18 protein-coding genes are annotated in these 21,374 nt (G+C 71.0%); 7 read left to right on the top strand and 11 right to left on the bottom strand.

Annotated features, from left to right (window positions below; all coding sequences use genetic code 11):
* Positions 1-9: 9 nt before the first annotated feature.
* Positions 10-717, top strand: a complete 708-nt coding sequence (locus AMK16_RS01165) for a ZIP family metal transporter (RefSeq protein WP_143196773.1) — start codon at positions 10-12, stop codon at positions 715-717.
* Positions 718-803: 86 nt separating this feature from the next.
* On the opposite strand, the gene AMK16_RS01160 is transcribed toward AMK16_RS01165, so the two are convergent.
* Positions 804-1,229 carry a hypothetical protein gene (locus tag AMK16_RS01160; RefSeq protein WP_242438509.1) on the bottom strand — a complete coding sequence of 142 codons (426 nt, stop codon included), beginning with the start codon at positions 1,227-1,229 and terminating at the stop codon, positions 804-806.
* A gap of 316 nt (positions 1,230-1,545) precedes the next feature.
* Here AMK16_RS01160 and AMK16_RS01155 point away from each other — a divergent pair, with 316 nt between their 5' ends.
* The 4 genes from AMK16_RS01155 to AMK16_RS01140 all read left to right on the top strand — a co-directional run bounded on the left by AMK16_RS01155 (position 1,546) and on the right by AMK16_RS01140 (position 4,546).
* Positions 1,546-2,349, top strand: a complete 804-nt coding sequence (locus AMK16_RS01155) for an alpha/beta fold hydrolase (protein WP_073907294.1) — start codon at positions 1,546-1,548, stop codon at positions 2,347-2,349.
* Complete coding sequence (locus AMK16_RS01150; protein ID WP_073907292.1) at positions 2,349-3,635, top strand: PP2C family protein-serine/threonine phosphatase; 1,287 nt, start codon at positions 2,349-2,351, stop codon at positions 3,633-3,635. The genes AMK16_RS01155 and AMK16_RS01150 overlap by 1 nt, the downstream gene beginning before the upstream one ends.
* Positions 3,632-3,982: an STAS domain-containing protein gene (locus AMK16_RS01145; RefSeq protein WP_073907290.1), complete on the top strand. Its 351-nt coding sequence runs from the start codon at positions 3,632-3,634 to the stop codon at positions 3,980-3,982. Before AMK16_RS01150 ends, AMK16_RS01145 begins: the two co-directional genes overlap by 4 nt.
* A 144-nt stretch (positions 3,983-4,126) precedes the next feature.
* On the top strand, positions 4,127-4,546 hold the full coding sequence (locus tag AMK16_RS01140; protein WP_073907288.1) for a hypothetical protein: 420 nt from the start codon (positions 4,127-4,129) through the stop codon (positions 4,544-4,546).
* Between the two features lie 120 nt (positions 4,547-4,666).
* Here AMK16_RS01140 and AMK16_RS01135 read toward each other — a convergent pair whose 3' ends face one another.
* Complete coding sequence (locus AMK16_RS01135) at positions 4,667-6,211, bottom strand: FAD-dependent oxidoreductase (protein ID WP_073907286.1); 1,545 nt, start codon at positions 6,209-6,211, stop codon at positions 4,667-4,669.
* 307 nt (positions 6,212-6,518) lie between these two features.
* On the opposite strand from AMK16_RS01135, the gene AMK16_RS01130 reads away from it, so the two are divergent.
* Positions 6,519-7,367, top strand: coding sequence for an aldo/keto reductase (locus AMK16_RS01130; RefSeq protein ID WP_073907284.1), 849 nt, complete (start codon positions 6,519-6,521; stop codon positions 7,365-7,367).
* A 147-nt stretch (positions 7,368-7,514) separates the two neighbouring features.
* Here the strand turns inward: AMK16_RS01130 and AMK16_RS01125 are convergent, their stop codons facing one another.
* From AMK16_RS01125 to AMK16_RS01105, 5 genes are all read right to left on the bottom strand, one after another.
* The gene (locus tag AMK16_RS01125; RefSeq protein WP_073907281.1) at positions 7,515-7,871 is read right to left on the bottom strand and encodes a hypothetical protein; all 357 of its coding nucleotides are present in this window, start codon (positions 7,869-7,871) and stop codon (positions 7,515-7,517) included.
* Positions 7,872-7,980: 109 nt separating this feature from the next.
* Entirely contained in the window at positions 7,981-8,238 is a 258-nt protein-coding gene (locus AMK16_RS01120; protein ID WP_073907279.1) for a hypothetical protein, read from the bottom strand.
* Positions 8,239-8,796: 558 nt separating this feature from the next.
* The gene (locus AMK16_RS01115) at positions 8,797-9,672 is read right to left on the bottom strand and encodes a hypothetical protein (RefSeq protein ID WP_107417027.1); all 876 of its coding nucleotides are present in this window, start codon (positions 9,670-9,672) and stop codon (positions 8,797-8,799) included.
* 1,879 nt (positions 9,673-11,551) lie between these two features.
* A complete protein-coding gene (locus AMK16_RS01110; RefSeq protein ID WP_073907275.1) occupies positions 11,552-12,241 on the bottom strand; it encodes a DUF1345 domain-containing protein in 690 nt (229 codons plus the stop codon).
* Between the two features lie 113 nt (positions 12,242-12,354).
* Complete coding sequence (locus tag AMK16_RS01105) at positions 12,355-13,677, bottom strand: DUF2254 domain-containing protein (RefSeq protein WP_242438508.1); 1,323 nt, start codon at positions 13,675-13,677, stop codon at positions 12,355-12,357.
* A gap of 265 nt (positions 13,678-13,942) precedes the next feature.
* Here AMK16_RS01105 and AMK16_RS01100 point away from each other — a divergent pair, with 265 nt between their 5' ends.
* Positions 13,943-15,790 (top strand): glycoside hydrolase family 15 protein, encoded by a 1,848-nt coding sequence (locus tag AMK16_RS01100; RefSeq protein WP_073907273.1) that lies wholly within the window; start codon positions 13,943-13,945, stop codon positions 15,788-15,790.
* A gap of 66 nt (positions 15,791-15,856) precedes the next feature.
* On the opposite strand, the gene AMK16_RS01095 is transcribed toward AMK16_RS01100, so the two are convergent.
* The 4 genes from AMK16_RS01095 to AMK16_RS01080 form a co-directional block, all read right to left on the bottom strand.
* A complete protein-coding gene (locus tag AMK16_RS01095; RefSeq protein WP_073907271.1) occupies positions 15,857-17,659 on the bottom strand; it encodes a cation:proton antiporter in 1,803 nt (600 codons plus the stop codon).
* Positions 17,660-17,778: 119 nt separating this feature from the next.
* The gene (locus AMK16_RS01090; RefSeq protein WP_073910148.1) at positions 17,779-18,828 is read right to left on the bottom strand and encodes a cytochrome d ubiquinol oxidase subunit II; all 1,050 of its coding nucleotides are present in this window, start codon (positions 18,826-18,828) and stop codon (positions 17,779-17,781) included.
* A complete protein-coding gene (locus AMK16_RS01085) occupies positions 18,828-20,345 on the bottom strand; it encodes a cytochrome ubiquinol oxidase subunit I (protein WP_073907269.1) in 1,518 nt (505 codons plus the stop codon). The genes AMK16_RS01090 and AMK16_RS01085 overlap by 1 nt, the downstream gene beginning before the upstream one ends.
* A gap of 39 nt (positions 20,346-20,384) precedes the next feature.
* A complete protein-coding gene (locus AMK16_RS01080) occupies positions 20,385-21,179 on the bottom strand; it encodes an SDR family oxidoreductase (protein WP_073910146.1) in 795 nt (264 codons plus the stop codon).
* Positions 21,180-21,374: the final 195 nt, after the last annotated feature.

The raw sequence follows: 21,374 nt of genomic DNA, 5'->3' as shown, positions 1-21,374 counted from the left end.
AAGGTGTTCATGAAGATGTTCATGGACGTACTGATCGCAGCGCTTTGGGGAGCGGCCGGCGCCGTGTCCCTGGTCATCGGTGCCTGGCTGGCAGTCCACCGCCGGCCGCCCGAGCGCCGGGTCGGTCTGGTGATGGGCTTCGGATCCGGCGCGCTGATAGCGGCAGTGGCCTACGAACTGGTTCCCCACGACGGGGAGCCCAGCGCGTGGGCATTCCTCGCGCTGGCCGCGGGAGCCCTGGTCTTCTTCTTCGTCGACCGGGCGGTCGCAGCCACCTCGGACGGGTCGGGCGACCGGTCGATCGTCATCGGCGCCCTGCTCGACGGAATTCCCGAATCGCTCGTCCTGGGCATGGGAGTCGCGGCCGGCGGCCACGTCAGCGTCGCCTTCCTGGCGGCCGTCTTCCTCTCCAACATGCCGGAGAGCCTCGGCGCCACCTCCGGCATGCTCGCCTCGGGACAGACCCCTCGCCGGGCCTACCGCACGTGGTGGGCCATCGTCGCGGTGGCCGCCGTGAGCGCCATGGCCGGATACGGCGTCCTCCACGTGCTGCCCGGGGCCGACGGGCGCTACGTGGAGGGGTTCGCCGCCGGATCGGTGCTGGCCATGCTCGCCACCTCGATGGTTCCCGAGGCGTACAGGCGCGGCGGCAGGGCGACCGGTCTGCTGACCGCTCTGGGCTTCGCCGTCGCCGGCGCCCTGTCCGCGTTCGAATGACGTCCGGGTGACGTCGGGGACCCCGGGTCAGGGGCCCCTCTCGTCAGGGCCCCTCTCGTCGGGGACCCCTGGTCAGTTGCCCGTCGTCAGCACTTGAGGCCGGTCGCCGCGGCGGTCGTGGCCTCGTCCAGCTTGGAGATCTGCGGCTGCAGCTTGGCCAGCGCGTCCTGGCCCGTCGTATCGCCCGGCAGGGCTTCGTAGGACTTCTTCAGGTCCTCGGCGGCGCTCTGCACGGCTGACCGCTCGGCCTCCCTGAGCTGGCCGGCGTTCTCCTTGACGCTGTTCCAGTCGTCCTGGACGGCCTGGTGGGCGTCCTTCACCTGGTCCTTGGTCGCGGACGACGGGTTCAGCGCTCGCAGCTTCGCGGTGTCCCCCTTCAGTTCGGACAGGTCGGTGCAGAGCGCGCTCGCGGCCTTGGTCGCCTCTTCCGAGGGCGAGCTGCTGTCGGAGCAGGCGGTAAGACCGAACACCGCGGTGGCGCAGAACGCGACGATCACGGGAAGACGCTTCATGAGAACTCCTCGAGCCATTGGACGCCGGTACGGATCCACGGGGACCCATCCCACCTACACACGGTCAAGCACCCTCCGCACCCGCAGGCCCGCCGTCCGACCGGCCCACGGGCGGGAAGCGGTCCAGCCGGTGCGCGGTGACATCCGGCCGACCCGATCGCCCGGACGATTTCACCGGCACAGCGCCACGCGAGTGACGGCGCCACGCTCTGCGCCGTGACGCCCCGACGGGTGCGCACCTGGGGGCAGCGGGCGCAGTCAGAGCTGATTCGGGGGGGTTTCGAAAGCGCCGGCGGAGCTTGAGAGACTGACGGGCATGGATATCGCTCGGAGGAACAACGTCACGGTCACCGGCAATCCGCAGGGCCCTACGGTGGTTCTGGCGCACGGATTCGGCTGCGATCAGAACATGTGGCGGCTGACGGTGCCCGCTCTGGTCGAGGACTACCGGGTGGTGCTGTTCGACTACGTGGGGTCGGGCCGCTCCGACCTGTCCGCGTTCTCGGAAGACCGCTATGCCTCTCTGGACGGTTACGCCCGGGACGTGGTGGAGGTGTGCGAAGCGCTCGACCTGCGCGGCGCGGCCTTCGTGGGGCATTCCGTCAGTGCGATGATCGGCGTGCTGGCCGCCGGCATGGCGCCCGAGCGCATCGGCGCGCTGGTGATGGTCGCACCGTCGCCGCGGTACGTCGACGACGAGGGCTACCGGGGCGGCTTCAGCCCGCAGGACATCGCCGAACTGCTGGAGTCCCTGGAGTCGAACTACCTCGGCTGGTCGGCGGCGATGGCGCCGGTGATCATGGGCAACGAGGAGCGGCCCGAGCTCGGCGAGGAGCTGACCAACAGCTTCTGTGCCACGGACCCTCACATGGCGCGGGTTTTCGCCCGGACCACGTTCCTGTCGGATTCGAGGGACGACCTCAAGAGCGTGCGCGTGCCGACGCTGGTGCTGGAATGCACCCAGGACGTCATCGCGCCCCGAGAGGTCGGCGCCTTCGTCCATCAGGCGATCGAGGGCTCGACCCTCGTCACGCTCGACGCGACCGGGCACTGCCCGCACCTGTCCGCACCCGAAGCCACCAATGGGGCGATCACCGGTTTCCTGGCGGGCCTGCGGTGATGAGCCGCGCCGGGCAGCAGCCCGATCCGCACGGCGCCGGCGAGGACGAGTCGTCGGCCGCGGCGTTCGCCGCGCTGCTGGAGGACAGCGCCGAGGAGCTGTATGAGAGCGCGCCGTGCGGGTATCTGTCCACACTGATGGACGGCACCATCGCGAGGATCAACACCACACTGTTGCACTGGCTCGGCCTGGAGAGGGAGGCGGTGGTGGGCCGGATGCGGTTCGCCGACCTGCTGACCGTGGGTGGCAGGCTGTACCACGAGACGCACTTCGCGCCGCTGCTGCGCATGCAGGGCGAGATCGGCGGCGTCGCCCTGGAGATCAGACAGGCCGGCGGCGCCCGCATGCCGGTCCTCGTCTCCTCCGCGGTCAAGCACGGCGCCACGGGCGAACCGCTGCTCATCCGCACCACCGTCTTCAACGCCCGCGACCGCCGCGCCTACGAGAAGGAACTCCTGCGGGCCCGCCGGACGGCCGAGGAAGCGCGCAGACAGGCGGAAGCCGACCGCGTCCGGCTCCAGGAAGCCCTCGCCGCGCTCCAGCAGTCGCTGCTCCCGGACACCCTGCCGCCCATACCGGGCATGCAGACGGCCGCCCACTACCGCACCGCCTCTCCCGACCGTCTCGGCGGCGACTTCTACGACGTCTTCCCCATCGACGGCACGCGCCACGCCTTCTTCCTCGGAGACGTGTGCGGCAAGGGTCCCCAGGCCGCCGCGGTCACCTCGCTGACCCGCTACACCCTGCGCGCCGCCGCCCTGCACGACGCCGACCCCGTCCGCGCCCTGTCGACCCTCAACCGCGTGCTCCACGAGCGCTACAGCTCCGGCGATCCGCGGTACTGCACCGCCATCTTCGGCATCCTCGAACCCGACGCCGCCACCGGGCAGGTCGCCGTCCGCCTCGCCTCCGGCGGCCACCCCCCGGCGCTCGTCCTGCGGGCCGGCGGCGCGACCGACTTCCTGCCCACCCCCGGCGGTCTCCTCGTCGGCATCCTGCCCGCCGCCCCCTTCGCCTCCGCCACGACCGTCCTGGCCCCCGGCGACACCCTCCTGCTCTACACCGACGGCCTCACCGAAGCCCGCACCGGGCAGGAGCGCACCGCCTTGTACGGGGACGAGTCCCTCCTTACCTTCGCCTCGGGACAGGCGGGCAAGCCCCCGCACGCCGTCATCGAGGCCCTGACCGGACTGCTGGACGATTTCGGCGACGGCCTCGACGACGACACCGCCCTGCTCGCCCTCGGCGTCCCCGCCGCGGACCCTACGACCGAGAAACCCACATGAGCCCGCTGCAGATCACCGTCCGAGATGCCCCGACCGGTCCCGTCCTGAAGGTCATCGGCGAACTCGACTACGCCACCGCCGCCGAGCTGCGCGAACTGATCCCCACGCTCACCCTCCGGCCGGGCCAGCGCCTGGTGGTGGACCTGGGCGGCATGGAATTCTGCGACTCCAGCGGCATCAGCGCCCTGATCGCCGCCTACAACCGCGCCCTCGCCGCCCGAGCCGAGATCGCGCTGGTCGCCGTGCCGGACCACACCGTGCGCGTCCTGGGCGTCCTCGGCCTCGACCAGGTCTTCTCCCTGCACGCCGACGACGCATCCGCCACCGCCACGTCCCGGCTGAACTGAGCCGCGGCCGAGGCACCCTCCGCGCGACAGCACACCGCCAACGACGCGGCCGCCCCCTGCGGCGGCGGAGCCAGGGGCAGGTGCCGCAGCGCTGCGTCCCGAGGTTCCCGTTGTATTCGCTCGCTAGCTGGTGAGAATGGCACGATGAACTCGACCGCCCGCCTGGTTGCCCTGGCCTGCGCCGGATGTGCCGTCCTGCTGACCGGTTGCGCCGTGGACGGCGCCCCGAATCCAGAACGCCGGTCCTCTGCCGTACCCGGCCCCACGACCACTGCCGCCGTTGCCCCCGATGCAGCGGTCCGGCTGGCCGATCGCTACCGGCGGTCCGGGGGGACGAAGGACGTGTACGGGATCCGGCGAAGCTCCGGTCCGGACGGCGTCCCGCTGGTGACCGTGTGGACGCACAAGAAGGACGAGGACGCGGCTCGGTCGTTCGGGGACCTCAAAGTGTCGATCACCAGCTACTTGGAGCGGCACGAGGGGCTGTCGCTGGAACGGGGCTACCTGATGGACGTCTTCGGCCCGGATGGTTCGCTCCTGCACCGCCTCGACGCCCGCCCGTAACGCCCAGCCCCGCTGCTTCGCGGTCGTCGGCTCACCCCGGAGCCCTGCGGCGGGCAGCCGCTCGGCCGCGGTCGGCCGCAGCCGGGGAGCTGCCCGCCGCAAAGGCGAATCCGCCGTCGGTCAGAGGGTTTCCGGGTCGTGGCGTTCCAGCGGGGCAAGGGCGGGGCCCTGGAGGATCTCGCCGTCGATGCCGAACCGGGAGCCGTGGCAGGGGCATTCCCACGTCCGTTCGGCGTTGTTGAAAGCGACGAGGCATCCGAGGTGGGTGCAGACGGCGGAGACGGCGTGCAGCTCGCCCCGGTCGTCGCGGTGGACCGCGCAGGGCTTGCCGTTGGCGCGCACCACCGTGCCCTGGCCGGGCGGCAGGGCGCTGACCGGACCGTTGGTCCCGTCGCCCAGGGTGTCCAGGCGGTCCTTGACGAAGTGCTTGCCCGTGTCCCATTGGGCCCCCAGGAACTCGGAAGCCGCGCGCACGGCGGAGCCGAGGCGGCGGGGATCGTAGAGTTCTGCCCACGGCTGCGGGGCGCCGGTGACGAGGGAGGCGAGGAGCCGTCCGGCCAGGACGCCGCCGGTCATGCCCCAGCCTGCGAAACCGGTGGCCGTGTAGACGTTCCTGCCGGCCGAGGGCAGGGAGCCGATCAGGGGGACGGTATCGGTGGCGCTGTTGTCCTGAGCCGACCACCGGTGGGTGATGGTGACACCGGGAAACCGCCGTTCCGCCCAGTCCTGGAGCCGGGCGTACCCGGAGGCCGTGTCCGCGCCCGTGCCGGGCTGGAACGCTTCGCCGGTGACGATCAGCAGCCGACCGCCGTCCCCGAGCGGCGCGGTGCGCACGGACCGCTTGCCGCCCTCGCTGGTGATGTACATGCCGTCCGGGTCCAGGCCCCGGGGGAGCGGGCCCGCGATCACCAGGTCGCGGTGCTGGGTGAGCCGGGTCGCGAGCACGGCATGGTCGAAGACGGGGTGGTGGGTGGCCACGACCACGTGGCGGGCCGTGACGGCCGCACCGGAGCCGGCGGTGAGTCGGCAGGGCTCGCCCCCGTCGAGGCCGGTGACGCGCGTGTTCTCGTAGATCAGGCCGCCGCGCGCGACGAGATCGTCCACGAGGCCGCGCAGGTATTTGAGGGGGTGGAACTGCGCCTGTCCATCGACCCGGACGGCGCCCGCCACCGGGTAGGGCAGGGTGGTCTCGGTGACGAAGGACGCGCTCAGGCCCGCCTCCCGGGCCGCCCCGGCCTCGGCACGCAGTGCCTGCACACCGTCGGGGTCCTCGCAGTAGGTGAAGGCGGGACGCCGTTCCAGCTCGCATTCCACGCCGAGCTCCTCGGCCACCTCGATCACATGGTGGAGCGCCGCGCTCTGGGACGTGGCGTAGAGACGGGCGGCTTCCTCCCCGTGCTCGGAGCGCAGCCGGTCGTAGACGCTGGTGTGCAGGGCGGTGAGTTTTCCCGTCGTGTGCCCCGTCACGCCGGCCGCGATGCGGTCTGCCTCCAGCACGATGACGCGCAGCCCGGCGCGGGTGAGCTCCCAGGCGGTGCTGAGACCGGCGATGCCCGCGCCGACAACGGCCACGTCCGCCTCAGCGGTCGTCGTGAGAGGGGGGAAGGCCGGCATGCCGACCGTCTGCATCCAGTAGGAGGGGCCGGGATCGGGGAGTCGATTCATGCTCGGCGACTGCCCGCCGAGGCCCGTACTGATGCGCGCCCGGCGGTACGCCGCCCGGAGCCCGCTACCTCGCGGCGCACGATGCCATGGCGCCGGCGTGTCCCGGCCCCACCCGAGGAATGCAGCCGGCCCGTCTGTCGCCGGCGTGAGCGGGCAGGCTGGACGACATCGCGGCGAACGGCGGGCCCACATGGAGCACCGCCCGGGACGCGCTGATCTTCGGCGGGTACCGCTGCACAGCACCCCGGCTTCCACCAGCAGGCCAGGGCGGGCCCACCCACAATCCGACTCCCCGTAAGGATCCCGCATGCGGAACGTCACCCTGAACAACGGCATCGAGATGCCCGTCCTCGGCTTCGGCGTCTACCAGATCCCGCCCGAGCAGACCGAGCAGGCCGTCAGCGACGCCCTCGCCGCCGGCTACCGGTCCCTGGACACCGCGGCCGCCTACGGCAACGAAGAGGCCGTCGGCCGTGCGATCAGGTCGAGCGGCATCCCGCGCCAGGAACTGTTCGTCACCACCAAGCTGTGGGTCTCCGACGCCGGGGAGGACAAGGCCAGGCGCGCCTTCGACACCTCACTGCGCAAGCTCGGCCTGGACCACCTGGACCTGTACCTGATCCACCAGCCCTACGGCGACGTCTACGGTTCCTGGCGTGCCATGGAGGCCCTGCACCACCAGGGCCTCGCCCGGGCCATCGGCGTCTCCAACTTCCACCCCGACCGCCTCGTGGACCTGATCGACCACAATGAGATCACCCCGGCGGTCAACCAGATCGAGACCCACCCCTTCCACCAGCGCACCGCCGACCAGGAACTCATGCGCGAGCGCGGTGTCCAGATCGAGTCGTGGGGCCCCTTCGCCGAAGGCCGTAACAACCTCTTCACCCACCCGGAACTCGGCAAGATCGCCTCCGCGCACGGCAAGTCCGTCGCGCAGGTCGTCCTGCGCTGGCTCGTCCAGCGCGACGTCGTCGTCATCCCCAAGTCGGTTCGCGCCGACCGCATGGCCGAGAACCTCGACGTCTTCGACTTCGAGCTCACCGGCGACCAGATGGCCGCCATCGCCACCCTGGACACCGGCGCATCGCTCTTCTTCGACCACCGGGACCCCGCCATGGTCAGCCGGCTCGGAAACGTCACCTTGGGCGGCTGACCAGCGCCGCCCGCCCTCCGCGTCCGGTCGGGTGAAGACCCGGAGCGGGCAGGTACCCGCACGGATACCCGCCCCGCCGCGCCGGGGGCGGCGGCCCCGGCGCCCGTTGCCCGGGCGTCGCATCCCCCCGTGATGCGCCCCGCCGGTTCACTCCGGCCAGCTCCGGCGCCGTCCCGTCCCGGTCGGCACATAGGAGGCGGAGCCGGGTTCGGGGTCGGCCGCGAGGTGCAGTCTGCGCAGTGTGGATTCGGTTTCCTCCTGGAAGTGCTCCACGGAGATCAGACGCATCCAGACGGGATCGGGCATGCCGGGGACCGCGGAGCCGCGGGCGGTCCACTCCGCCACGAGCTGCGCGTACAGGGGCGCCGACGGGTCCGCGACCTCATCGGAGCGGGCACGGTGGCCGGGCGCCCGGCGGTGCCGGGCGGTGGACGGCTGGTGCTGCGAGGGAATGAGGGCACCGGGCACGAGTCGGCCCAGCCCCAGGGCATGGGGCAAGGACATTCGCTGATCATCGGTCACACCCTCCAAAACGATCCCTCCGTCCCCCGGACACCCGCTGCCGGACCGCGCGCCTCCCTGCCACGCGCAGGACGCGGGCCCTGTCGGCATCTCACCGCTGGTACTGCAGCGCATCGGCCCCCGCGGCGATGACCTCGGCGAGCCGGTTGGCGAAGGCCGCGTTGCACCCACCGAGCCTGACGAAGCCGTGGCCCGCCACCGGCCCGTCGTTGCAGAGGGAGGGGAGGGTCATGTCTGCGAGCGCGAGAGCCGCCTGGAGATTGGTGACGGCTTCTTCGCCGGCCTGGTAGGCGGCGTCCTGGCGCCGCTTGTACTGCATGCGTTCGGCGTGGGTCATCTCGTACACCATCGTGCTGACCTTTCGCATTGGGTGTGGGGGTGAAGCGCCGGAGCGCGTCGTGCATTCGGTTCGGCGGGGACGCCACGTCGCCCGGTGTGCCGACAGGGCGGGCACGGGTCCCCGGTCGCCGCGGGCGCAGGCCCGGTTGCGGGCACGACCCGTCCCCGCGGCACACCGCTGGGGCGTGCCCGGTGACCGGACGTCGACGGTCGGGGTGCGTGCGGGACCGGGGCAGGGTCGCATCGCCGTGAAACGGGGGCCGGCCCGGCTCGCGAAGGGGACACGGTGGGGCAGAGCGCCGGACTGACTCCGGGCAAGGCCCGTGACCTTCGGTTTCGATCTTCGTTTCAAAGGTGCAGGCGAGCGCCCCGTTGACGCGTGGGAAGGACCGGGTCGGCCAGGGAGTTACCGGCTGCTACCGCGTTCGCGCTTCGCGGTGGCCCCCGGTGCGAGGCGCGACCCTGCTGTGAAGTCATCGTGCGACACCGCCGCTTCCGCCGGGACGCCTGCCCACCGGTCCATGCCGAAGGCACCGTTGCCGCCTCGTTCCTACGACCCTCATGCGCCCTACCCGAACCTGTGACCGTGCGACGGCGAGCGGAGTGTCCTGTTGTCTGCCGCGGCGTAGCCGGCAGGGACACCGTCGGGGCTTTGCCTGGCCGCGGCCGTCTGCCTGAGCTGCGCGGGCGCGGAGGGTGCCCGGTTGCGGTGTCGTGGAGCGGCTTGGCGGGGCGGCCGCGTCAGCGTGATCTGACGGACCAGCTGCTGGAAGCAGGCCAGCGCCGCGACGGCGGGAAGGGCGGACGCCGCCGCGGCGGCGATCGTCCTGGGTGCCTGGGCCACGCACAGGAGCGTGGCCAGGGTGGAGAACAGCAGCACGATGGACCAGGAATGGAGGGCCCGTCGCTGGTGCAGGGCGGATCTGAGGATGGACAGCGAAGCGACCACCCAGGGGCCGTAGATCAGCAGGGGCCACCAGTTGACCACTTCGCGGGCCGTGTGGGGGGCGGCGCTGTGGCGCAGTGCGTCGCAAATGGCCAGCCCGCTGAGGATGCTCACCACGGCGGCGATCACGGCGACCAGCGTGGCGGTGAACAGACTGCCCGTTTGCAGGAGGGTCATCACCGGCGACTTCGAGGGGTTCCGGCGGTGCCCGCTGGGCGGTGGTGCGGGCTGACGCTCGCTGGGGGCGTGCTCCAGCCCCGTGACGAAGCCGAGGGTGCTGGCCGTGTCACCGCTGTGGTCGAAGCCGCCCAGCGTGAAGGGCTCCGGCGACCCGAGCGCGGCGCTCTCCTGGAGGAGGCTGGCCAGTTCCGTCGCCGGGTCCCATGGCGGATGCGCCTCGCCCGGCACGCCGAGTGGCTGCACGGGAGAGGCGTGCTGTAGGTGCTCCGGCCGACCCCAGAACGCGGAGGTGTCCGGCTGGGGGTGGAGGCCGTGCATGTCCGGGTATCCGTACGGTTCATACACGGGAGCTGCCACCCGAGCGTCCGTCGAGGGCCATTGCCGGGGATGCCGTCCTGCCGGACCGCCTGCCGAAGTCGACCTGGATCATGCTCATCGTATGGAGGAAGTCCTCGAAGATCGACGAGGAGTAGCACAGGTCGATTTCCAGGCTCTCGTGTCCCAGCGTTGCGTTCCGGGTCTCGCCACGGTCGGTTGAGCGTGGAGTGAAAATCCACTTCCCGATCCGGGTGGTTCCGGAGTGAATACTGCCTCCCTGTCCGTCTTCCTCTGCGGTCCTGCGGAAGGAGGCGGGGAGCTTTGCTGTTGTCATATTCCATAAACGCTGACGATGTTGGTCTGGGTGTGTGCCATCCGGGTGATGGTGGTGGACGAACGAGCGTTGACGCTGCCTTAACGATTCTGCAAAACGCCCAAAGCGCAGGGATTGCGGGCCACGGGCGGGCGCCGGCCACTCATCTCTGCGCCCCCGGGCAGCGCTGCGGGTCACGGCGGGCCGGCTATCGATCATCTGCTCATAGGACTGTCCATGCTGCAATCGGAGGACAGAGCGCAACTCTGCATATGCCCCTGCGTTATGCCGAGCACTCGCCGGGGCTTGGGCCTTGAGCGTCCCTTACCTCTCAGCCTTCGAAAGGAACCGCTATGGGAGGCATTCTCCTGTGGATCGTGCTGATTTCTGCCGCCTTGGGTACAGGTCTCACCGCAGTGTCGTCATCAGGGACCGGCCGTCTCTGGAACGTGGACACGCTTGAACTGAGGCGGCAGCAACGCTTCAAGCACGTCCTGTCCCTCCATGTGGACGCCACGCGGATGTCCCATGCGGCAGCCGCGACACCTGTGCGACCGGGGGATCCGTCTGTCGGCGCCGCCCCCCGTTCGGGTGCGGAGCCGCTCGCGTCCGACCCTGAGCCGTGCCGGCCATCGTGCACACCGGACCGGTACGACAAGGCGCCCCGCCAGAGGCCGGCGCCACTCGCCGAACGCCTGCACCTCTGACCTCTTGTTGCGCCCTACGGATATACGGCCTCCGTGCTTCTTCCGCATACCTGTGGACCGCCGGAAAGGGCTGTCGGCAGCGCTGAAAAACCCCGGCAATTCGTACATTGCCCGGCGCGTGAAAACCCCGGCAATCTGCGTATTGCTGCTTTCCTGCCTCCGAATGAGGCTCGCCAAAGCGGCGGTAGCCTGTCCCATTCCTGCCCGATGCACCTCTGTACCAGGCGTTGAAGGGAATGCAGAGACATGTCACAACCGAAAGAGTTATCATCCGCCTATCGGCGTAAGAAGCCGCTCCGGGGAGCGGCGAGGGGGCGCTCCCCGTCCGCGGGGCGTCCCCGGCGGCAGGTCCGGTCGGCCCGGTTCCCGAACGGCCGGCCCCGGTCCGTCGGAAAGGTCTCGTGACGGTGTCCCCCGTCGGCGAGCCGGCCGCTCGCGGTCCGGGGCCGGCGGTGACACGCGTGACACGCGTGGTGCGTACGGTGCGGGCGGCAATGGCGCGGATCGCACGCCGTCTGGCGGGAGCAGGCACGCGCGGCGAAACCCCCCTGCACGGCACACGCACGCGTTCGATGGAGCTGCTTCAGGATGAGTACCGGGCGGGTTTCCCCCTGCCCACGCCCCGTCCTCCCCGGGAGGGCGCCGCGAGCGACCACCGTGCATGCCCGTGGTGCCGATCCCTCGGGAAGCCCCAGACCCGCGGCCGGACCGGGCCCGTGGAGGACTAGGGTCCGTCCGCCCCGGGACCGGTACCCGTCCCGGAGGACGCAGCGGGCGGATCACGTCGACGTGCTGTGCCTGCCCGGCACCCCCCACGGCGCCGTGAGCGGCCGTACGGGGCCTGGGTGCCGGCGCCCCGTCAGGCCAGCACGTTGACGGCCCGGGCGATGACGAGTCCCAGGATGACCAGGGAGACGACGGACTGCAGAGTCATGACGATCTTGGCCCACGGGGCGAGCGGCATGACGTCCGTGGGGCTCAGCGCGGTGGAATTGGTGAAGCCGAGGTAGAGGTAGTCGATGTAGCGGGGGCGCCAGTTCGAGGCGTTCAGTTCGGGGGTGAGCTGTTGGGGAAAGGCGAGCGCGGGGGTGGGCGGCATGTGGTGGGCCCGGGCGGCCGGCCCGCCGTTGTCGAGTTCGAAGTACAGCAGGGAGAACGCGAGGACGGTGGAGGCCCACACGCTGCCACCGGCCAGCAGGAGGGCGGTGGCGGAATTGGTCTCGTCGCCGCCGTGGACGAGATCGTCGATGAGCCGGACGGTGGACCAGATCGCACCGCACGCCAGCACACCGACCAGGGCGACCGACACGGCGCGCAGGGCGCCCGACCGGCGGCTGATCCGAACGGGGTCGGCCGACATCAGCGCCACCAGGAGCAGTCCTTCCGCCAGGGGAAGCGCCCATCGCGGCCCCAGGCGCAAGTCGTCCGGCAGGAGCAGGGTCAGCACCGCGGAAACGATGACGGCCGCGGCCATCGGCCAGCGGGTCTCGGCGCCCACTGCGGGTTGCGGCTGCTGCTCCGGCGCGTGCGGACCGCTCGTACGGTTCATATCGGAGGGGTCCTCACTCGCTCGAACGCGAGGCTGCGATCTTTGACCCCACCGTAGTGGACGGAGGGGAACGGGCGGCGTGATCGACACGCCCGCCCGCGATCAGCACCCCGTCATCGCGGCGCCCCGCTCCCGCCGCGCCGCTCACCGCCGATGCCCTGCCGGTCGGCGGTCATCGCGGCGGCGCGGCGGACGGGGTCGGCGAACGCCCGCCGCACGGACTCGTCGAGCAGCACGAGCTCGGCGCGCACCGCCGGACGCCGGTCGGCCGACTGCGTCGCGAGCAGGTCCTCCAGCAGTGCGCGGAGCCGCCGGCAGACCTGGAGGGAGGTGGCCCCGTACTCACGGATCTCGGTGACGCCGACCTGGAGGTAGTCCTCCCACCCGCGGCCGGGCACCACCAGCCTCGGTCGCCCCTGGGGGTCGGCGAGCACGTACCGGCCGCTGAGCCGGGCTCCGCCGACCCTGTGCAGGAACGTGTCGATGTGGTTGAGCACCTGCACGGCGGTCGTGGGGTCGTTCACGGCGGGAGACAGAGCACGGACGGCGATATCGACGAGGATCCGCAGGGCGAAGGCGGGATCCTGCTCGATGGTGCGCTCGGTTCCGAGGGCGACGAGGCCGCTCACCCGCCGCGGATCGGGCTCGCGAGCGCAGCCGTGGGCTTCGAGGAGTGTGGTGCCCGGCGGCACGAAGTCGCCGAGCTGGTGGGCCAGTACGAGGACGCAGTCGTAGCGGACGGCGGCGGCGATCAGCCCTGCCGCGTCGAACGCCTGGATGACGCCGCCCCGTTCGGAGCGGACGGGGCGGACGGGGCGGACGGCGTGCACCGGAGAAGTCGGCGGCAGGCGATCCCCACCGGCCGCCGCGAAGCGGTAGATCTGCTGCGACCCGCGAACGAGCACCTTCTCGCCCGAGCGGCCCACCAGGTCCGCGATGGCCACGGGCCGCAGGTTGTGGGTGAACCGGTTGAGGTAGATGAGCAGCAGCATGAGACTGACCGAAACGGCCACGCCGGACAGGGTCACCCCCAGGTCGGGGACGGTGTCCGACTCGATCCTGCGCAACAGGGAGAACGCGTAGGCGAACGTACCGGTGAAGGTGGCCAGCACGGCCTTCTGCAGCCGGTCGCGGTACCAAAGGCGCATGTAGCGGGGGGAGAGCGTCCCGGTGGCCTGCTGGATGACGAGTACACCGATGGTCACCACGAAGCCCAGCAGCGCGATCATGGACCCGACGACGGAGCTGAGCACACTGCTCGCCGTCGTCGCGGAGTACCGCCAGCCGTCCGGGAACCAGCCCGTTCCGTGCACGCCCGCGGCCAGCTCGGCGAGCACCGCCCCCAGCAGGAGTCCGATCAGGGGCATGATCCACAGGCTCGCCTTGACGTACTGGCGCAGCCGGAAGCGCGCCGCCCAGGACATCATCGTGCGCATGCGTCGTGTGGTCCGCGCCGGGAACCCCGGCGCGTTGCAGGGTCCGGCGTCGTCGCAGGGCTCGGCAGCAAGGACGCCTCCGGATCCGACGGGGCCAGTCGACGTGAACGCTGCGATCGAACGTGAGCGCCCCGTTCGTCCCTTGCCATGCTAGGCGCCTTTCCGCCCGCGTGCTGAGGCGGCCGGCCGCCGCTCGGCCGCCTCGGGCGGCCCGACGGGCATTTCCTGCCTAAGCTGATCGGGTGGCGTCGGAAGGGGTCCTCCCATGGCTGACTACCCCCTGATCGAAAATCACGGCCTGATCGGTGATCTGCAGACGGCGGCGTTGGTGACCACGGACGGAACCATCGACTGGTTCTGCTGCCCGCGGTTCGATTCGCCCAGCGTGTTCGGGGCCCTTCTGGACTGGGAGAAGGGCGGGCACTTCACGGTCACACCGGCGGACGCGACCTACACGACGAAACAGCTGTACCTGCCGGACACCGCGATCCTCGTGACCAGGTTCATGACCGAGGCCGGCGCCGGCGAGGTCGTCGACTTCATGCCGGTGACCGGAGCGAGCGCCACCGACCGGCACCGCCTGGTCCGCATGCTGCGGTGCGTGCGCGGCAGCATGACCTTCCAGGTCGACATCGCGCCCCGGTTCGACTACGGCCGCAAGCCCCACACCCTGCACATCACCGCGAACGGGGCGGTGTTCGCCTCCGACGACCTGGAACTCACCCTCAGCGTGGTGCGGGAGCCGGACGACGAACGGGTGGTGCACCACGTCACCGGCGGTCACGACCTGCGCGTCTGCGTCGCGCTGGAGGCCGGACAGCAGCGGGGCCTGGTCATGGAATCCGCCGCGCACGGCCCGCCGCGCGAGATCAACGGGGCCGAGTTCCAGGAGCTCTTCCAGGACACCAGGCAGTACTGGCGGTCGTGGCTCCACCAGTCCCGCTACTCGGGACGGTGGCGCGAGATGGTCGAGCGCTCCGCCGTGACGCTGAAGCTCATGACGTACGCGCCCAGCGGCGCCCTGGTGGCGGCCCCCACGGCCGGCCTGCCGGAGCAACTGGGCGGGGAGCGCAACTGGGACTACCGGTTCACCTGGATCCGTGACGCCTCCTTCTCCGTGTACGCCCTGCTGGGGCTGGGGTTCACGCAGGAAGCCAAGGCGTTCATCGGCTGGCTGAGCGACCGCGTGAAGGAGAAGGCCGGCCGCGACACCGAGACGGGGCCCCTGAACATCATGTACCGGGTGGACGGTTCCTCCGGTCTCCGCGAAGAGACCCTGGACCACTGGGAGGGCTACCAGGGATCCGCTCCGGTGCGCATCGGCAACGGCGCGGCCGCCCAGCTGCAGCTCGACATCTACGGCGAGGCGCTGGACAGCATCTCCTTCGCCCACCAGCACGGCATCCACCTGGACATCCGCGGCTGGGCGTCGCTGCGCACCCTGCTCGACTGGCTCGTCGACCACTGGGACCAGGCCGGTGAGGGACTGTGGGAGACCCGCGGCGGGCGCCGGCACTTCACCTACGGGCGGGTGATGTCCTGGGTGGCGTTCGACCGCGCGCTTCGGCTGGCGGTGGAACACGGGCGCCCGGCGGACAGCGGCCGGTGGGCCGCCGAGCGCGACAACATCTACGAGCAGGTCCTGGCGAAGGGCTGGGACCCGGACCGCGGGGCGTTCGTCCAGCACTTCGGCAGCGATGTGCTCGACTCGTCGCTGCTGCGGATGCCGACGGTCGGCTTCATCACCCCCGACGACCCGATGTGGACGTCCACTCTGGACGCGATGGACCGGGAGCTGGTCACCGACAGCCTGGTCTACCGCTACAACCCGGAGGCATCGCCCGACGGGTTGCGCGGCTCCGAAGGCACGTTCTCCCTCTGCACGTTCATGTACGTCGACGCCCTGGCGCGGGCCGGGCGGACCGATCAGGCCAGGCTCGTGCTGGAGAAGATGATGACGTACGCCAATCACCTCGGCCTGTACTCCGAGGAGATCGCCCTGACGGGCCGGCAGCTCGGGAACTTCCCGCAGGCGTTCACCCACTTGGCGCTCATCGACGCGGCCGTCACCCTGGACGCGACCTTGAACCGTGCCCAGGCAGGCGGCGGGTAGGCCGAATTGCCCGCCACCGACGGCCGCGCCGGCGCCCGTGCCGCGGCCGGTGTGCCCGCGCCGCGCTCAGCCGGCGGTGGGGGAGGGAGGGTGCTGGGAGGGGTCCGCCGCCGGCGGGGGGCCGAGCAGCACGACGGTGTCGCCCTCCTGCGGGGTGCCGGAGGACGTCTCGTCCACCGGCTCCAGCCGGCCGTCGCCGCGGACCACGAACAGCGTCTCGTGACCCGGCGGGAGCGGATCGGACGCGGGCCGCACCAGGAACCGCGCGCCCGCCTCGTACCGTGCCGCCAGGACGTGCCTGAGCAGGGGACTGCCGAACAGGACGGCGCCACCCGTGTAGGGCGCGACGACACCATGACGGTCGTGGGGAGGTCCCACCCGGTACACGGGGCCCTCGACGTTGTCCTCGACCAGCACCGAGGCGAGCGCGTTGAAGTCGTCGTCATCCGTGAGCAGGAAGACCGCGTTGACTCCCTCCAGCCGCGCCCGGGGGTTGGTGGCCGTCGCCAGCAGGTCCCCTCTCGCCAGGGGGATCCCGGCCTCCTTGATCCGCTCTCGTTCCTCCTCCAGGCCCGCCCACATCTGCACGTCCAGCCCGGTCGACCGCAGCGCGCTTCCCAGTGCCACCGCCCACGGGGCCCCGCCCACCAGCAGGGGCCTCGTGCGGTTCGGCACGGTGACGCCGAGCCGCCGGGCCACGCGGCCGGCGGTCAGCGCGTACAGCACGACCGTCGATACGATCACCAGGAAGGTGATGGGGAGGATCTTGGACGCGCCGCGCAGCCCCACTTCGACGAGGGTCTGGGCGAAGGCCGCCGCGGTGGAGGCCGCGACGATGCCGCGCGGAGCCATCCATCCCGCGAACGCGCGCTCCCCTGTGGTCATGCCCTTGCCCATGGTGGCGACGAAGGCCACCAGCGGCCGCACCACGAGGACGAGGAACACGACGAGGACGAGGGTGGGCAGGAGCACGGGCGTGAGGGAGGCAGGAGTGACGCCGGCCGAGATGGAGATGAACAACAGCCCGATGATGAGCTGGACCAGTGTCTCGAAGAAGGGCCGGCGAGCGGGCATGTCGAAGCCCCGGATGTTGGCCGCGGCCATACCGGTGACGATCGCGGCGATGAGCCCGGTGTCGTCGCGTACGATGTCGCACCCCGCCGACACGGTCACCACCGTGGCCAGTTGCGCCAGCGTCCCGAGCGCCTCCCCGAGCCGGAGCACGCGCAGGGTCAGCCACAGCAGGGCGATCCCCACGCATCCGCCGGCGAGGCCGACTGCCATGCTGAGGAGGAACTGGCCCAGCTGGTAACCACGGCCGATGTCGATCTGGCGCGTCGTTGAGATGGCATGGAAGACGATCGCTCCGAGGATCGCTCCGATCGGGTCGGTCAGCGTCCCTTCCCAGATCAGCAGGCGCCGGACCTTGTCCGTGGGACGCACGTACTGGAGCAGGGGCCCCACGACCGTGGGCCCCGACACGACGAGGATCATGCCCACCATCGCGGCCACCCTGAGCGACATGCTGAACAGGGCCGGGCCGACGGCGCAGACGGCGAAGAAGGTGAAGGCCACTCCGAACAGCAGCAGCCTGCCCACGATCGCGCGGGTGTGGCCCGAAAGGTTGCGCAGGTCGAGGCCGAGACCGGCGTCGTAGAGGATCACCGCCACGGACAGCGACACCAGGGAGGAGAAGTCGTCCCCGACGAGCTTGTCCGGATGGATCACGTCGGTCAGGGCGCCGGCGGTGAAGCCGGCCGGCAGCAGCAGGATCAGCGCGGGGACGCGCAGTTTGCCGGCGAGGATCTGGCACGCGGTGGCCAGGGCCACGACGAGAGCGATGCCGAGGAGGATGTCGTCCTCGCTCACAGCGGTTCCTTCCTTGCCGCACGGGCACGACGGCTGACTCGACGAGGTGCCGGTGGCCGGGGCCGGGGCCGGGTCCGGGTCGGCGGAGGGGCCCCGGCCGACGGGCCGGCGCGCCGAGGTCAGTCCCCGCCGGCCGCCTCACCCCGCGCCGGGCGGATCCGCAGGTCGGACTCCGTGAGGGGTTCCAGCTCGCCGTGGGTGTCCAGCCAGTAGAGGAAGAAGACGGCGGGGCAGATGAGCACCAGGGCGACGAGGCTGACCACGGCCAGCCAGGCCAGTGTCTGGGGGTCACCGGCGGCGTCCGCCACGGACAGCGACGTGGGGATGAGGTAGGGGCGCTGGGCGAGGCCCCAGGCGAAGACGGCCGTGCCTACGACGCCGACGGCGCCGAAGCGGGCCCAACGGGCCCGGCCCCGGTACACGAGCAGCGCCGTGACGGCGAACAGCACCGCGGACACGATCGCGAGGGCGAGCCCCGCCCCGTGGGTCAGCCCGTGCCAGACGTGGGGGGCGTCGCTACGCGTTACGAGGAGCACGCCGGCGGCCGTCACGGCGACCGCGACGAGGCCGAGGAGGGCCCGGAGCCGGAAGTAGCCGACGAGGTCGGGCGCCTCGAAGCGCGTGGCGTCGGCCGTCAGGAACACCGCTCCGAGGAAGGCGGTCGCGGCGACGGTCAGCAGACCGAACAGGAGGGACGCGGGATTGGCCCACGCGTCCGCCGACGCCTCGGTACCCGGTGCGATCCGGCCGGAGGCGATCGCTCCCACCGCCGCTCCGAGGAAGAAGGGGGTGAGCAGGGAGGCGACGGCGAACACGGCGCCGTACAGGCGCCGCCTGGCCAGTCGGCGGCTGGGTTTGCGCAGGGCGAAACCGGCGCCGCGCAGGACCATGCCGAGGGCGGCCAGCGCCAGGGGGAGCCACATCGCGGTGAACACGGTCTGGAACAGCACGGGAAAGCCCGTCCACATGATGATGAGGACGAACACCAGCCAGACGTTGTTGACCTCCCACACGGGAGCCATGGCGTGATCGATCAGCCATCTGGGGCGTTTGCCGCGCTCGGCTCCGCCGGCCGTCAAATCCCAGAAGCCGGCCCCGTAGTCGGTCCCGCCCGCGCACGCGTAGGCGGTCACGGCGAGCAGCAGCACGAAGGCGAGGAGGCCGGCCATCACTGCCCGCCGTCCCGGGGCCGCGTGGCGCCGCCGTCCTGCGCGGAGCGGGTGTCACCGGCCGGGACGGGAGAGCGCGGGCCGTACGGCGTGACCGCCTCCGGCGCCTCCGCCTGCTGCCCGTAGGCCAGTCCGTCTGCCTGCCCGCCTGCCTGCCCGTCGGCCTGAGCATCGGCCAGGCGCCAGCGGTCGCGCATCTTCAACAGGACGGTGAGGAACGCCCCGAAGATGCACAGGTACACCACGATCACCAGGCCGAACATGATCCAGAGGGTGGTGGAGCGGGTGGACGTCACCGCTTCCGCGACGCGCATGTTCTGGTACACGATCCACGGCTGGCGGCCCACCTCGGTGGTGATCCAGCCGCTTTCGACCGCGAGGAGGCAGCCCACGCCGGCGAAGGCTGCGCTGCGGTAGAACCACTTGGAGCGGGGGAGGCGCCGGTGGCGCACCCAGATCAGCCCGTACCAGAGGGCGAGGAGCACCAGCACGGACCCGATCCCGACCATGGTGTCGAAGGCCCAGTGCGCGATGGTGGCCTGCGTGGCGTTCGGCCGGTCGCTCGCGGGTACCGACGTCAGCCCCGTCACCACCGTGTCCGGGCTGAAACCGGCCAGGATGGAGTCGAGCTGGGGGACCTTGATGCCGCCCGAGACCGATCCGTCCGGGTGGAGGCGGCCGAACAGGTACTCCGGAACGTGGCTGTCGGTGTCCCAGACGATCTCCATCGCGGCGAACTTCACGGGCTGCTTGTGGAACACCGACCGGGCGATGGAGTCACCCAGCACGAACTGCACCGGAGTGGCCACCGCGGCGATGGTGAAGGGAACCGCGAAGCCCAGCCGGTGGTAGCGGTCCCGGCGGCCCCGCAGCCACCCGACCGCGTAGACGCCCGCCACGACGTAGCCCGCCGTCATCAGCATCGCCACCACGAAGTGCCAGTACTGGGGCCCGAACATCGGGGTGAAGATGGCCTTCCAGACGTTCACGTCGACCGGGTTGCCCCCGGAGTCGAGGGTGAACCCCTGGGGGGTGTTCATCCACGAGTTGGCGGCCAGGATGCCGAAGGCGCCCAGCAGCGCGGTGAACGGCAGCGGCAGGCCGAGCAGGAAGTGGGTGCGCGGCTTCAGCCTGCGCCACCCGTACAGGTAGATGGCGATGAGCACCGCTTCGAGGAAGAACGCCCAGGCCTCGATGCCGAAGCCGATGCCGAAGACATCACCCCACCTGCCCATCAGCCCCGGCCACAGCAGGCCGAACTCGAACGACAGCACGGTGCCGGTGACGACGCCGATCGCGAACTGCACGGCCATCACGGCCGACCAGCGCCGCGCCAGCAGCAACGCCGTGGCGTCGTCGTGGCGCAGGCCGCGGTAGTGCATGACGAGGGTGATGAGCGGCAGTGCCACTCCCATCGGCACCAGGAGGATGTGGGAGGCGAGGGTGAACGCCATGAGCTCCCTGGCCGGGAGCAGTTGCGGCGCCTCCGCCGCCAGCAGGTGGACCGTGGTGTGCATACGTTCCTTCGCCGCTCGGGATGACAGGTCGGGCGGGGGTCAGCCGCCTGTGGCAAAGCCGGGGAAGAGCGTCATCCCGCCGTCCACGTACAGCGTGGTGCCCACCATGTAGTCCATGAGGTCGGAGGCGAGGGCCACGGCCGCGTGGGCGATGTCATCGGGGTCGCCGATCCGCTTGTACGGGATCAGCCGCAGCAGGTCCTCCCGTGCCTCGGGCGTCTCCCACGCACTCCGGTTGATCGGCGTCTTGACGGCTCCGGGAGCGATCGCGTTCACCCGGATCTTCTTGGGCGCGAGTTCCTGCGCCAGCGTCGCCATCAGCATCTGCACGCCCCCCTTGGAGGAGGCGTAGTTCGCGTGGCCCGCCCAGGGAATGAGCTGGTGGACGGAGCTCATGCAGATGATCTTCCCCGCCGCACGGGACACCTCCGGGACGACACCGCGCCGCAGGAACTCCTTCGTCGCTTCCCGCGCGCAGAGGAACTGGCCCGTGAGATTGACATCCAGCACCTTCTGCCACTGGGCGAGCGTCATCTCCTCGAACGCAGCGTCGCGCTGCAGTCCGGCATTGGCGACCAGGATGTCGATCGTGCCGAACTCCTGGACCATCCGGTCCATCATGGCCACGACCTGGTCCTCCCGGGACACGTCCGCCTCGTACGCGGCCGCCCGTACGCCGAACGAAGTGATCTCCTCGACCACCTTCTGTGCCTCGTCCGCGCCGGCCACGTAGTTCACGACCACGTCCGCGCCGGCCCGGCCCAGGCCGATGGCCGTGGCCTTGCCGATTCCACTGTTGGCACCGGTGACCAGTGCTTTCTGGCCCTTGAGCAGGTGGGCGGGGATCACTCCCCGTGGTACGCCCTCGGTGGAGCTCACGATCGACTGCCTCCTCGACTGCCCGCTGCGGTCCGGCGGACCGTGGCCCGACAGGGTCCGCCCGCCACGGAACCACCCTTCCCGCGGATCGGCGGCCCGGACGAGGTCCCCTTGCGCCACCTGGCGCAGCAGCACCGCCCTTCCGGAGCA

Origin of the sequence: Streptomyces sp. CB00455 (genome assembly GCF_001905445.1) — a bacterium.
Taxonomy (GTDB): domain Bacteria; phylum Actinomycetota; class Actinomycetes; order Streptomycetales; family Streptomycetaceae; genus Streptomyces.
This window is presented reverse-complemented; position numbering and strand designations above follow the sequence as displayed.

Coding starts and splice junctions, on each gene's coding strand:
- AMK16_RS01165 (WP_143196773.1), top strand. CDS start 10: ATGAAGATGTTCATGGACGTACTGATCGCAGCGCTTTGGGGAGCGGCC.
- AMK16_RS01160 (WP_242438509.1), bottom strand. CDS start 1,229: ATGAAGCGTCTTCCCGTGATCGTCGCGTTCTGCGCCACCGCGGTGTTC.
- AMK16_RS01155 (WP_073907294.1), top strand. CDS start 1,546: ATGGATATCGCTCGGAGGAACAACGTCACGGTCACCGGCAATCCGCAG.
- AMK16_RS01150 (WP_073907292.1), top strand. CDS start 2,349: ATGAGCCGCGCCGGGCAGCAGCCCGATCCGCACGGCGCCGGCGAGGAC.
- AMK16_RS01145 (WP_073907290.1), top strand. CDS start 3,632: ATGAGCCCGCTGCAGATCACCGTCCGAGATGCCCCGACCGGTCCCGTC.
- AMK16_RS01140 (WP_073907288.1), top strand. CDS start 4,127: ATGAACTCGACCGCCCGCCTGGTTGCCCTGGCCTGCGCCGGATGTGCC.
- AMK16_RS01135 (WP_073907286.1), bottom strand. CDS start 6,211: ATGAATCGACTCCCCGATCCCGGCCCCTCCTACTGGATGCAGACGGTC.
- AMK16_RS01130 (WP_073907284.1), top strand. CDS start 6,519: ATGCGGAACGTCACCCTGAACAACGGCATCGAGATGCCCGTCCTCGGC.
- AMK16_RS01125 (WP_073907281.1), bottom strand. CDS start 7,871: ATGTCCTTGCCCCATGCCCTGGGGCTGGGCCGACTCGTGCCCGGTGCC.
- AMK16_RS01120 (WP_073907279.1), bottom strand. CDS start 8,238: ATGGTGTACGAGATGACCCACGCCGAACGCATGCAGTACAAGCGGCGC.
- AMK16_RS01115 (WP_107417027.1), bottom strand. CDS start 9,672: ATGCACGGCCTCCACCCCCAGCCGGACACCTCCGCGTTCTGGGGTCGG.
- AMK16_RS01110 (WP_073907275.1), bottom strand. CDS start 12,241: ATGAACCGTACGAGCGGTCCGCACGCGCCGGAGCAGCAGCCGCAACCC.
- AMK16_RS01105 (WP_242438508.1), bottom strand. CDS start 13,677: ATGCGCACGATGATGTCCTGGGCGGCGCGCTTCCGGCTGCGCCAGTAC.
- AMK16_RS01100 (WP_073907273.1), top strand. CDS start 13,943: ATGGCTGACTACCCCCTGATCGAAAATCACGGCCTGATCGGTGATCTG.
- AMK16_RS01090 (WP_073910148.1), bottom strand. CDS start 18,828: ATGGCCGGCCTCCTCGCCTTCGTGCTGCTGCTCGCCGTGACCGCCTAC.
- AMK16_RS01085 (WP_073907269.1), bottom strand. CDS start 20,345: ATGCACACCACGGTCCACCTGCTGGCGGCGGAGGCGCCGCAACTGCTC.